Source organism: Candidatus Ruminimicrobium bovinum (assembly GCF_902760015.1).
Lineage (GTDB): Bacteria > Elusimicrobiota > Endomicrobiia > Endomicrobiales > Endomicrobiaceae > Ruminimicrobium > Ruminimicrobium bovinum.
The window spans coordinates 1-12678 of sequence record NZ_CACWEU010000051.1; the positions used below are offsets into that span (position 1 = coordinate 1).

The 12678-nt window shown below is 31.0% G+C and carries 13 protein-coding genes; 8 read left to right on the forward strand and 5 right to left on the reverse strand.

The window, feature by feature from the left end:
• Nucleotides 1-635, forward strand: a 635-nt coding sequence (locus tag ACMUOV_RS01860) for a [Fe-Fe] hydrogenase large subunit C-terminal domain-containing protein (RefSeq protein WP_413853230.1), incomplete at its 5' end; no start/stop codon positions are given.
• A gap of 34 nt (nt 636-669) precedes the next feature.
• On the opposite strand, the gene ACMUOV_RS01865 is transcribed toward ACMUOV_RS01860, so the two are convergent.
• Together ACMUOV_RS01865 and ACMUOV_RS01870 are read right to left on the reverse strand one after the other, a co-directional pair.
• The gene (locus ACMUOV_RS01865; protein ID WP_413853232.1) at nt 670-1101 is read right to left on the reverse strand and encodes a bis(5'-nucleosyl)-tetraphosphatase; all 432 of its coding nucleotides are present in this window, start codon (nt 1099-1101) and stop codon (nt 670-672) included.
• A gap of 5 nt (nt 1102-1106) precedes the next feature.
• Nucleotides 1107-1916 carry an NAD(+)/NADH kinase gene (locus tag ACMUOV_RS01870; protein ID WP_413853234.1) on the reverse strand — a complete coding sequence of 270 codons (810 nt, stop codon included), beginning with the start codon at nt 1914-1916 and terminating at the stop codon, nt 1107-1109.
• Between the two features lie 85 nt (nt 1917-2001).
• Here ACMUOV_RS01870 and ACMUOV_RS01875 point away from each other — a divergent pair, with 85 nt between their 5' ends.
• Genes ACMUOV_RS01875 through ACMUOV_RS01905 form a run of 7 tightly spaced genes read left to right on the forward strand, consistent with a single transcriptional unit; the run spans nt 2002 to nt 8467 of the window.
• The gene (locus ACMUOV_RS01875) at nt 2002-3291 is read left to right on the forward strand and encodes a phenylacetate--CoA ligase family protein (protein ID WP_413853236.1); all 1290 of its coding nucleotides are present in this window, start codon (nt 2002-2004) and stop codon (nt 3289-3291) included.
• A 51-nt stretch (nt 3292-3342) separates the two neighbouring features.
• Nucleotides 3343-3870, forward strand: coding sequence for a TadE family protein (locus ACMUOV_RS01880; RefSeq protein WP_413853238.1), 528 nt, complete (start codon nt 3343-3345; stop codon nt 3868-3870).
• A 13-nt stretch (nt 3871-3883) separates the two neighbouring features.
• Entirely contained in the window at nt 3884-4054 is a 171-nt protein-coding gene (locus tag ACMUOV_RS01885) for a Flp family type IVb pilin (protein WP_413853240.1), read from the forward strand.
• A gap of 15 nt (nt 4055-4069) precedes the next feature.
• On the forward strand, nt 4070-4900 hold the full coding sequence (gene cpaB, locus ACMUOV_RS01890) for a Flp pilus assembly protein CpaB (RefSeq protein ID WP_413853242.1): 831 nt from the start codon (nt 4070-4072) through the stop codon (nt 4898-4900).
• 2 nt (nt 4901-4902) lie between these two features.
• Nucleotides 4903-6795, forward strand: a complete 1893-nt coding sequence (locus ACMUOV_RS01895) for a CpaF family protein (RefSeq protein WP_413853244.1) — start codon at nt 4903-4905, stop codon at nt 6793-6795.
• Nucleotides 6795-7589: a type II secretion system F family protein gene (locus ACMUOV_RS01900; protein WP_413853246.1), complete on the forward strand. Its 795-nt coding sequence runs from the start codon at nt 6795-6797 to the stop codon at nt 7587-7589. The genes ACMUOV_RS01895 and ACMUOV_RS01900 overlap by 1 nt, the downstream gene beginning before the upstream one ends.
• Entirely contained in the window at nt 7586-8467 is an 882-nt protein-coding gene (locus ACMUOV_RS01905) for a type II secretion system F family protein (protein ID WP_413853248.1), read from the forward strand. The genes ACMUOV_RS01900 and ACMUOV_RS01905 overlap by 4 nt, the downstream gene beginning before the upstream one ends.
• Nucleotides 8468-8476: 9 nt before the next feature.
• Here the strand turns inward: ACMUOV_RS01905 and ACMUOV_RS01910 are convergent, their stop codons facing one another.
• From ACMUOV_RS01910 to gyrA, 3 genes are all read right to left on the reverse strand, one after another.
• Nucleotides 8477-8734, reverse strand: a complete 258-nt coding sequence (locus tag ACMUOV_RS01910; protein ID WP_413853250.1) for a hypothetical protein — start codon at nt 8732-8734, stop codon at nt 8477-8479.
• Nucleotides 8735-8745: 11 nt separating this feature from the next.
• Nucleotides 8746-9681: a Fic family protein gene (locus ACMUOV_RS01915; RefSeq protein ID WP_413853252.1), complete on the reverse strand. Its 936-nt coding sequence runs from the start codon at nt 9679-9681 to the stop codon at nt 8746-8748.
• A 198-nt stretch (nt 9682-9879) separates the two neighbouring features.
• Nucleotides 9880-12405 (reverse strand): DNA gyrase subunit A, encoded by a 2526-nt coding sequence (gene gyrA, locus ACMUOV_RS01920; RefSeq protein ID WP_413853254.1) that lies wholly within the window; start codon nt 12403-12405, stop codon nt 9880-9882.
• Nucleotides 12406-12678: the final 273 nt, after the last annotated feature.

A 12678-nucleotide genomic window follows, 5' to 3' on the forward strand; every position in this document is an offset into this window, starting at 1 on the left:
CGGGATATAATCAGCTTGTTAAAAAACATTTTCCGGAAATAAAACCTTTTGTTTCGGATACAAAAACACCTCTTTATTATACTGCGGAATTTATAAAAAATAAATTTCCCGATGCCGTTACCGTTTTTATAAGTCCATGTGTAGCAAAAAAAGCAGAATGTTTTGAAGATAAAAATATAGACTTTGTTATGAATTTTGAGGAACTTGCCGCTTTGTTTGAAACAAAAAATATTAAACCTGACAAATGTCAAGAAACAAAATTTGATACCGAAAGTTCTAAACAAGGCAGGCGTTTCGGTATAACCGGAGGTGTAGCCGAAGCACTGTCGACAGCTCTTCCCGATATTACAAACAAAATTTCCGTTAATGCACTAAACGGAAAAATGTTTAACATAAATCTGTTTAAAAAAACAAAAACATATTCCGTTAACGGATTAGATAAAGAATCCGTTTTGAAGTTAAAACATTTTGTCAGAAATAACAAAACCGACGATGACTGCAACCTTATAGAAGTTATGTGCTGTTCGGGAGGATGTGTAGGAGGCAATGCCACATTTAACGAACAAAAAAAAGCCGGGGAACAAATTAATCGTTTGACGGAACACAGCAAAGATATAAACAAAATAAAGCAATAAACAAAAAAATAAAATCGTAAAAACAATTTAAAATTTAAATTAAAAAAGATTTTGCTTGTTTTAATAAGTTATGTTGATTTTCAAATTTTAATATTTTAAGTGCTTGGCTGAAATTAAACCATTTACAGTTACCGATTTCATTATCATCCGGGTTAATGCAATTACTGCTTGTATAGCACAAATAATATACAACTTTTTTTGTAACCGTTTCACCTTTTGTTTCAGGTAATGTACCTTTTATTAAATAATAATCGGTAAATTTAAAATTATCAATAAATTTTAAATCCTTTATTCCCGTTTCTTCAAAAATTTCTCTTTTGGCAGCTTCAAGTTCGGTTTCACCTTTTTCAATATGTCCTTTCGGAAAACTCCATTCTTTATTTCTGACAGAATATACCAAAAGAAAAAAATATTCGTTGTTTTCTTTTTTATAAACAACAGCACCCGACGATATTTCCTGTTTCATATAAATTAAACACCCCAATTAAGTTTATTTTTTAATGTTTCAAAGTAAGGAATATGTTTTATAAATTTTGCAGGATTTTGATACATTTTTATTTTAACTTTATGACCTTTTTTTAAAATATAGTTTGCCTGCCCGTCGGTACACACAACAAGTTCGGTTTGCTTTGCTTCTTTTGCGCAATCAAATTCTATTGTGTTATCCGCAGGTATTATAACGGGACGATGACTTAATTTATGTGAAGAAATAGGATTTATTATAATTAAAGAAAGTGTAGGATAAACTATCGGTCCGTTAATTGCCAAACTGTAAGCGGTAGAACCGGTAGGTGTTGCAATAACAATTCCGTCTCCTTTATAATTACATAAAAACTTACCGTTTAAAAAAGCATCTATCGAGGCAAGCCGACCGTTGTAAACGGATCTTATTACACAATCGTTTAATGCGGTAGTTTTTATTAATTTTTTTTCCGTCTGAAGTTCTACTGAAAGCATCATTCTTTCTTCACAAGTAAATTTATTTTTTAAAATATTTTCCAATTGTTCATAAACGGTTTTTGTATCGCAGTCGGTTAAAAAACCGAGAGTTCCAAGGTTTACACCTAAAACGGGAATTGAATATTTTGCAACCATCCTGCTTGTTCTGAGTATCGTTCCGTCACCGCCAAGTGAAATAACAAAATCAACATTAGGATTTCTTGAACAGGAATGTTTTAACTGTATTGTTTTGCAACCTTTATTTTTAAGCCATTTTGAAAGTTGAATATTAAATTTTTCGGTTTCTTTTTTTGAATTATTATAAACAATACCTATTTTCATTTCAGTTTTTCCTTAATTATTTGCTATAATACCAATTATCACATTACATTATATAAAAAATCTAACAAACAAAGAAGGTATTTTTATGTTTTGGCAAAAAGATATCGAATTGATGGACAGAAATCAGTTAAGACAGTTTCAGTTGGATTGTATTAACAAACAAATAGCACTTGCAAAAAACTCCTCATTTTACAAAGATAAATTAGCCCGCATAGACAAATTAAAATCACTTGAAGAAGTAGAAAAATTACCTTTCACAACCAAACAGGATTTAAGAGACAGTTTTCCTTACGGATGTTTGGCTACCGATTTAAAAAATGTTATAAGGTTACATTCTTCGTCCGGAACAACAGGTAATCCTACGGTAGTTTTTCATACGGCAGCCGATATTGCAAACTGGGCAAATATTTCGGCAAGGTCAATGTATTGTGCAGGTGCAAGAAATACCGATATCTTTCAAAACACAATGGGTTACGGACTTTTTTCGGGCGGACTCGGCTTTCATTACGGCGGAGAACGGCTTGGAATGTTAACGATACCCGTAGGTCCCGGCAACAGTAAAAGACAACTTTGGTTTATGAAAAATTTTAAAACGACCGTTGTTCATATTTTGCCGAGTTATGCTTTAAGGTTGTCAAATACCGTTAAAGAATTGGGTATTGATGTAAAAAAAGATTTACACTTAAGAATATTTTTTATAGGTGCAGAACCGCACAGTGAAGCGATGAGAAAAAAAATAGAGGAGTTATACGGAGTAAAGGCATATAATTCTTACGGATTATCGGAAATTTCAGGACCCGGAATTGCTTTTGAATGCCAATGCCAAAAACATTTACATATTTGGGAAGATTATGTTTATCCCGAAATTGTAGACCCGAAAACATTTAAGCCGTTGCCCGACGGCGAAGAAGGGGAATTGGTATTAACAACACTTCAAAGGCAAGCAATGCCGCTTATGCGATACAGAACAAAAGATTTAACAAGAATAATATCGGAGCCGTGTGCCTGCGGAAGAACACACAGAAGAATTGCAAGAATAACGGCAAGAACAGACGATATGATGATTATAAACGGAGTAAATATTTTCCCGATACAAATAGAAAAAACAATTATTGCAATACCTGAAGCCGGCAAAAATTATGTAATAGAGTTATTTGAACATAACTGTATGGATAAGTTAAGAATAAAAATAGAAATAAACAACGATACTTTTAAAGGAACTTTAAAAGATTTGGAAATATTGCAAAATAAAATTGTCGGTGAACTAAAACAGGAATTGGATGTTACACCCGTTGTTCAATTTGTTGAAGCGGGAAGTTTACCCGTAAGCGAAGGGAAAGCAAAAAGAGTAATAGATTTAAGAAAAAAAATATAATATACCGAACAAAATTATTGTTAAATTATATACTTTAAACTAAAAATAATAATGAACAATAAAGGACAAGCATTTACTGAGGCGGTTTTTATTTTGCCGGTAATTTGCATATTGGTTGTGTCTGTTTTTTGGTTCGGCAAAATTTGTCTCACTTGGCAGCAATTGGTATCGGCTTCAAGATACGGAACCGATATGATTGCCAATTCTCCTTTAAACAAACAAGAAATAAAAAAAGATATTGAAAATTATTTAACTCATCATTTTATTAAGGGAAGGTTACTTGATAAAAATAAATTAAAAGAGATTACCGTTGAAATAAATGATGCTCCGGTAACAAAATTTGATATAAGCGATTTTGTAAATATATTTTCCGATATCGGCAACTTATTAAAGAACATTTCAACAATTTCCGTTAAATCGTCGCTGGTAAGAATTAAATACTCGTATGATATGCCAAAAATATTTCAACTTACGGGTAATAAAACATTTGATTTAACCGTTGAATCAAAAATATTATCGGGCAGCGGATGCCCGAACAAAATTCATGCAAGAATTGCAAATTCAAAAATTTCAAAATAAGGAGGCAACCGTAATGTTTAAATTGTTAAAAAACAAAAAAGGACAGGGAATGGTTGAGTACATTTTGATTATTGTTTTGGTTGTAATTGTTGTAATTGCCGGTTTAAAACTTTTTGGAGGGAATATAAAAAAAATGTTTGATACTTCAAATCAGCAAATTCAATCCGAAGCTATGTCAAGATAATTAACAGAGGCAATTATGCAAAAAAATTTTATTATTGCATTTGTTTTTGCCGTTTTAGCTGCACTTTTTATAAGTTTGTATTTATATGACATTGAACAAAAAAACAGAAAAATGTCTGAACCCGTAAAAGTTATCGTTGCAAATACTAAAATAGAACAGGGAAGTATAATAGATTCTTCAATGCTGAAAGAAAAACTTGTTCCAAAAGAATATGCACAACCGCAGTATATATCAAGTATTGAGGCATTTTATGATAACGATAAACCTTCATGTATAGCAATTGTTTCTTTTGAACAGGGGGAACAAATAACTTCAACAAAAATATTGTCGGCAAATTCGGATTCCGGAATATCAAATTCAATACCTTCGGGTAACAGAGCAATTACATTAATTTTTAACAGTGATGAAGTTTTAGGTATTATAAAACCGGGAAGCAGAGTTGATTTAATTTCCGTTATGGAATATGAAAGTAAGAACCAAACTTTTGTTGAAGCATCATGTGTAATAGCTCAAAATTTATTGGTCCTTGCCGTAGATAACGAAGTTATAGGAAGAACTGACACAAAACAAGAAAATGTTTCCGTTACGGTTCCCGTTACAATGGCTGTTTCTTTAAAAGAAGCACAAATAATTTTCTTTGCACAGGAAAAATCATCTTTAAAAATAGTTTTAAGACCAACGGCAGATTTAAATATTGAAAACACAAATCCGGTTAAAATGCAAGATATTGTACACGATGCTTCGCAAAAAATTACAAAGCATGAAACTATTGACAATAAAACATTAAAACAAATGCAGCAAAATCAAAAAGAAGCACTTGAAATATTAAGCAAATATTCAAAATAATTATGCAAAATTCAAGATTTATCTCAGTAATTCAGGCAGATAATTCCGTTTATTTAAATACACTGTTAAACGGTTTAATGAAAATTTTTTCCTACCGAAATAAAAAAACAATTCTTATTGATTTGCGTGGGACAAGTTGTGATGTTGTATGGAAATTATACGGAACGGAAAAAATAAAATATATTGATTATGTTTTGGGTTTAATTGAAAATATAAACAAACAAATGCTGCAAACATATTTAAACGGTTCTCAAGAAATTTTGTGCATAAAAAATTATGACATAATTCTAAATAAAAATCTTAATTATTTTTTTGAGTATCTTTATCCGATATATGACAATATTATTTTAGTTACCTCGGACAAACTGCTAAATGATAATTTTAAAATTTTTGAAAATACCGATATTATGTTACTTCCGTTTATAAATGAACCGGTTTCTTTTGATAATTACAAACTTAATGTCGGAAAAATTTTAAAAAAACAAACAACCGATATTCAAATTATTCCGCTTAAGTTTATTACAAACAATATATTCGATATTTCCACAGACAAAAATGATATAACATTTGATTATATTGATAACGAAGTTTTAAATCCGGCATTTTTATTTAAAGATCAATCAAATAAATTCGTTCAAAGTTTAAAATTACTTGTTGAAAAAATAAATAATATAAAAGAACATAATTACACCTATTCGGATTTTTATGACCTAAAACAAAATTATAATAAACTAAAGGAAAAATTACATTTTGATTTACTTGAAAAGATGAAACGGTATTCAACGGTTAGCGAACAGAATAAATTAAAAGAAATTATTTTACAACAAACCGAATCCCTTTTGAAAATATACAAAATAAATTTAAAATTTCATTTAAAAAAACAGTTAATAAAAGAATTGTCGGATGACATTGTGGGTTTAGGTGTTATTGAAGATTTAATTTCCGATGATACAATTTCCGAAATTATGGTAAACGGAACGGAAAAAATATATATCGAAAAACATGGAAAATTGTTTCAAACCGATATTTGCTTTCAAAATGAAAAAAAGTTAAAAACCGTAATTGACAAAATTGCATCATTTGCAGGTCGTCATATAGACGAAGCATCTCCGCTTGTAGATGCAAGGTTAAAAGACGGTTCAAGAGTAAATGCAATAATTGCGCCTGTTGTTTTAAACGGTCCCATACTTACAATAAGAAAATTTTCAAAACATAAATTATCATATAGCGATTTGATTTCATTCGGAAGCATAAACGAACAAATGATAAAATTTTTAAAACTTGCCGTTGAAAAAAAGAAAAACATTCTGATATCCGGCGGAACAGGAACGGGAAAAACTACATTTTTAAATATCCTGTCAGGTTTTATAGGAAAAGACGAGAGAATTATAACAATAGAAGATTCCGCCGAATTGCAACTTCAACAAAAGCATGTAATTCGTCTTGAGGCAAGAGCCAAATCAATTGAAAATACCGGTGAAATTACCATAAGGCAATTACTTATAAATTCTTTAAGAATGAGACCTGACAGAATTATTGTAGGTGAGTGCAGATCCGCAGAAACTCTTGATATGTTACAGGCAATGAATACCGGTCACGACGGTTCAATGACAACCGTTCATTCCAATTCTTGTTCCGATGCAATTTCAAGACTTGTTGTAATGGCTTTAACCGCCGGTGTTGAATTACCGGAAAAATCTATAACTTCAATGATAGCATCGGCAATAAATATAATAGTTCAAATAAAAAGATTTCCCGACGGAACAAGAAAAATTTATGAGATAGTTGCACTTGAAAAAGACAAGACATGTATTTATAAACTTATACCGATATTCAAATATGATGAAGAAAATAAAAGTTTTAATATTATAAATATACCGGAGAATTTTATTTGATGAGTAATTTATATTTGATACTGTTTTTTATTTCTTTTACGCTTTTCTGCTTTTATGCAATATGTTTTATTTTAAAAAGTTTAAAATCAACTTCAAATACAACATTAAAAAACATTAAAAATAAAAATTTATATTTATCGGTTTTTTTGTTTGTTTTAATAACGCTGATTTTTAATATCATTTTTGCTTTTATATTTTTGTTTGTTGCCGTTTATGTTTATATCTTACAAAAAAATAAAAAACAACAGAAAACGGAAACCGAAATTAACAAACAAATCGTTTATGCAATAAGACTTTTTAAAAATTCACTTCTTTCCGGACAAACTTTAATACAGACAATTGATACCGTGGCAGAACAGATAAAACCGCCTTTATCAAATGAATTTAAAAATATTTCACAATCCGTTTCTTACGGAATAAACTTGGACGATGCTTTGTTAAAAAGTTGTCAAAATATAAAAAATCGTCAATATAAATTATTTATTGATTCTATCAGAATTTCAAATATTACCGGTGCAAAATTGTCCGATATTTTGGATAAAATAGAACAATCCGTAAATCAAAGAATTTCTATTTATTCAAAAGTTGAAACTTTAACGGCACAAGGTAAAATATCGGGAACAATTATAAGTATAGTTCCTGTATTTATAGTTATTTTTGTTTGCCTTGCAGAACCGGATATAATGGGAATTTTATGGACGACAACTTTAGGTAATTTAATTTTGCTTGTTTCATGTATAATGATTTTAACCGGTTCTTTTTTGATGAGCAAAATTGCGGAGCCCGATTTATGATATATTTTCCGTTTATAATATTATGTATATTTACGGTTCTTTTTATTTTGATACATTACTTAATTGTTTCAATTTTAAACTTAAACAAAAATAAAAATAATTACAAAGCACAACAAAATAACGATAAATATTTTTTATTTAAATTTTTATTAAAAACAATCAATCCGTCAGCTGTTTTTTTACGGAAAAGAAAAATAAAACATCTTGATAATTATTCGCAAAAAATCGTTTTAATGACAAAAATATTGAATATTCCTTATGTTTACATAAACGGATATAATCTGATAATACTGCAAATAATTTCCGCTATGTTTGCCGTATTTATAATTTTTATACTTATAGGATTTGATGTTGTTACACTGTTATGCGCATCAATTTTATTTTTTATTTTACCTTATTTAAAAATTATTCAGGATTATAAAAAAAGAATCAATTTAATTTTAAAACAACTTCCCGATTTTGCGGATTTACTTTCGGTTATGATGTCTGCCGGAATTGATTTTAATAATGCTTTAATAAAACTTGCAACCGTAATTGACGGTGTTTTAGCCGATGAAATACAAGATATAAATTCAAAAATAAATTTCGGATTACCCGTTGAAAAGGCATTTGAAGAATTTGCACAAAAATATAATTTAACTCAAATTGATATGTTTGTAAGAACCGTTAATTTTTCTTTGAAGTCAGGTCTTGGCATGGCGGAAGCACTAAATAAAATTTCAAACCAACTTAAAACGGAAAATGCCGCCCTTGCCGAAAAGAAAGCGCAAGAAGCCCCGGTTAAAATGTTAATACCGATGACATTGCTGATATTTCCTACAATATTTATACTGTTATTTGCTCCGATTATAATTTCATTTTTAAAAACCGGAATTTAACCACACCGCTCAATTATAAAAAACAATAAATACATATTCACCTTTTTCGACAAATACTTTTATATCATATATGTATTTATCCGTACAGAATTTTTCAACTTCATTTTTTACAATTGTAAATTTATTTCGCGAACTTACATCACCCGTGCTAAAAATTTCCATTTTACAAACTTTACCCTGATAACGAACGTCAGTTTCGGCAAAACAGAAAGAATAACAAACAAACATAATAAATATGCAACTTAAAACACATAATATTTTTTTCATAAATCCCCCTTTTATAAAAGCCGTTTCAAATTTATTTTTTTTTTATTAAAAACCTTTATTTGTTCTTTTGAAAACAACATATAATCACTTTCGGTAATTGAAACAGGTTTTAATTTACCGACCCTTAAATAATACCGAACCGTTGATACGGGAACTTCTGCCGCCTTTGCAAATTTACTTATTGTTAAAAGTTCTTTATCGGATTCCGGTTTATTATCAAACATATCAATATATGTTTGATAAGATTTATCTATCGCTTTATACATAAAATTTCTGTATAACGATAAATCATTTTTCAATTCGCCTTTTTCAATACTTTTAATATATATTTTTCTGTCCCTTGCTCTAACTATAACGGGATAGTAATTATTTTTTAACAGTATTAAATTCAACAAAAGTCTTGCGGTTCTGCCGTTACCGTCAATAAAAGGATTTATCGCTATAAATTTGAAATGTGCAATAAGTGCCGTTTCTATAACACTGAGTTGTTTTGAATTTATAAAATCAATTAATTCTTCCACCAAACTTTTTATTTTTGAAGGATGAGGGACAATAACTTTTGAACCGGAAATTCTTATTTTTACATTTCTGTATTTTCCGATACAATCATCATCTTCCAAGCCGTTTAAAACTTCCTTATGAATATTTAAAATATCATTTTCCGTAATAACTTTATTGTTTTGTGATAATTTTAAAATTAACTTTGAAGCTTTTGCATGATTTATTATTTCCTGATAATCTTTTATCGGTTTTACGGAACTTGCCGTTAAACCTTTTGTAATTGCAAAAACCGTTTCTTTTCTTGTTAAAGAATTACCTTCAATATTATTTGATGTATATGCAAGCTCGGTAAGCAACCATGTTCTAAATACTCTTAATGCCTGTTTGTTCTTTAAAATTTTATCAAGTAATTCTTTTTTACTTTCTATTTCTTTTAACATTTCCATACTCTATTTTCCTTAGTGTATAGTTTGTTTATAATATAACTATAAACCAAATACTTAAAAATGTCAAGTGTTGTGCAATTAAAACTATAATATATTTGAACCGTATTATTTGCTTTTCCCGACATAAAAAACAGGGGCAAGAAATTCTTGCCCCTGTTTTGCTTAAAACCTTAAATTTACTTATTTTCGTTGCTAATATTATTTAATCTTCTTACCTTCTTCATCGGATGAATTTTCTTTTTCATTTTCGTCATCGGTAACAACGGTTGCAACCGATGCTACCTTATCGCCTTCTTCAAGACGAACAAGTTTAACACCCTGTGTATTTCTGCCGATAACCGAAATTTTATCTACTTTACTTCTTATTGCTATACCGTGTTCGGTAATAAGCATTACCTGTCCTTCGTTTGCTTTACCGATGTAGATAACATTACCGTTTCTTTCGGATGTTTGCATATTGATAACACCTTTACCGCCTCTTTTTTGCAGACGGTATTTACCGACTTCGGTTCTTTTTCCGTAACCGTTTTCTGCAACGGACAAGAAAACATCTTCCGGTGAAAATACTTCCATACCTATAACTTCATCATCTTTTTCAAGTGATATACCTCTTACCCCTTGGCCTGCCCTACCTATCGCACGAACATCCTGTTCTTTAAACCTTATTGCTATACCTTTTTTGGTTGCAATTATAACTTCTGGGTTTTTATCTATTTTTTTAACATCCATCAAAACATCGCCGTCTTCAAGTTTAATTGCTATTATGCCGCCCTTTCTGGGGTTTGCAAATTCCGACAATGCAATTTTTTTGATGGTTCCTTTTCTGGTACACATTAACAAGTATTCATCTTTTATATCTTTCGGAGCAAATGACCTTATAGGAATTGATGCCGTTATTTTTTCGTCAGGACTTGATAACTGAATTATATTGACGATGGCTTTTCCTTTGGATGTTCTTGTTCCTTCCGGAATTTCGTATACTCTTGACCAGTATAACCTGCCCCTTGTTGTAAACGACAAGAGATAAGAGTGGGTGGAGGTTACAAACATTTTTGCAACAAAATCGTCTTCTTTTGTTGTCATTGCCGCAACTCCTCTACCGCCGCGAGCTTGAACTCTGTATGTATCTATAGGAATTCTTTTTATATATCCTGCATTTGAAACCGTAACTACAACTTCTTCTTCCTTAATTAAATCTTCAATATTGAAGTCGCCTTCATCTATTGTAATTTGTGTTCTTCTTTTATCGCCGTATTTTTGTTTTAATTCGGTTAATTCGTCTTTGATTATGGTTAAAACTTTTCTTTGGTCTGCAAGAATGGATTTTAACCTTTCTATATTTTTAATAACTTCAATATATTCGTCATCGACCTTTTTCCTTTCAAGCCCTGTTAACTGTTGCAACTTCATATCAAGTATTGCCTGTGCCTGAAGTTTTGATAATCTGAATTTTTCCATTAAGCTGAGCCGTGCGGTATCGGTATCGGGGGATTGTCTTATTGTTTTTACAACGGCATCCAAATTGTCGATTGCAATTTTTAAACCTTCCAATATGTGTGCACGAGCTTCTGCTTTTTTAAGTTCAAATTTAGTTCTTCTGACAATTATAACTTTTCTGTGTTCAACATAATGATACAACATCTCTTTAATGTTTAATACTTTCGGTTTATTGTTAACCAAAGCAAGCATTATAACACCGAACGATGTTTGCATTTGTGTATGTTTAAATAACTGGTTTAAAACAACCTGTGCGTTTGCATCTCTTTTAAGCTCTATAACTACCCTCATTCCGTCTCTGTCGGTTTCATCTCTTAAGTCGGAAATTCCGTCTATTTTTTTATCTTTAACAAGTTGTGCTATAGAGGTAATAAGCATGGCTTTATTTACCTGATAAGGAAGTTCGGTAATTATTATTGCCTGCCTGTTTTTTAATTCCTCTATTTCGGTTTTGGCTCTCATTTTAACCGAGCCCCTACCCGTTTCCATATATTCTTTAATACCGGCTTTACCTAAAATTAAACCTGCCGTCGGGAAATCCGGACCTTTTATATATTTACTTAATTCCTGTATTGAAATTTCCGGATCGTCTATAAAAGCAATTGTTCCGTCTATAATTTCGGACAAATTATGTGTGGGGATATTTGTTGCCATACCGACTGCAATACCGGAAGAACCGTTTATTAAAAGTTCCGGTAATTTTGTAGGAAGAATCAACGGTTCCTGAAGCGAACCGTCGTAGTTCGGTATAAAATCTATCGTATCTTTATCGATATCGGCAAGCATTTCATCGGCAATGTAATCCATTCTTACTTCGGTATACCTCATGGCTGCCGGGTCATCACCGTCAACACTTCCGAAGTTTCCCTGCCCGTCGATAAGCGGATATCTCATAGAGAAATCCTGCACCATTCTGACCATTGCATCATAAACGGCGGTATCTCCGTGAGGATGATATTTACCCAAAACATCTCCCACGATTCTTGCCGATTTTTTATAAGGAGTGTTTCTTCTTACACCCATTTCCTTCATTGCATATAAAATTCTTCTGTGCACGGGTTTTAAGCCGTCACGAACATCGGGTAATGCTCTTCCCACAATAACACTCATTGCATAATCAATGTATGAAGCCTTCATTTCATCTTCAAGGTTTGTAGGAACAATACCCGGCTGTAAAACAGGTTCTGCCTGTGTGGTTTCCGTCGGTTTGTTTGTATCTTCTGCCATGATATACTCCTTTATAACAACAGCTGAAAAGCTGATAAGTTTGAATTAACAACAAAAACAATTTTAAAAATTTCTTTTGAAGCACGACTTGGAGCCGCTTATGAGTGCAGAAATTTTTAGAGTAAAAAACTATAAATTTTATAAAGTTTTTTAGTGCGACACTGTTTGAAGAATTTTCCGTCTTCCTTTAGATGTTAGGAAAATTCAAGTTGTCGCACGGCTTTAAAAATTTCAAACGAATGGCGACACTGAGTGCGAAAAAGAGAATTTTTA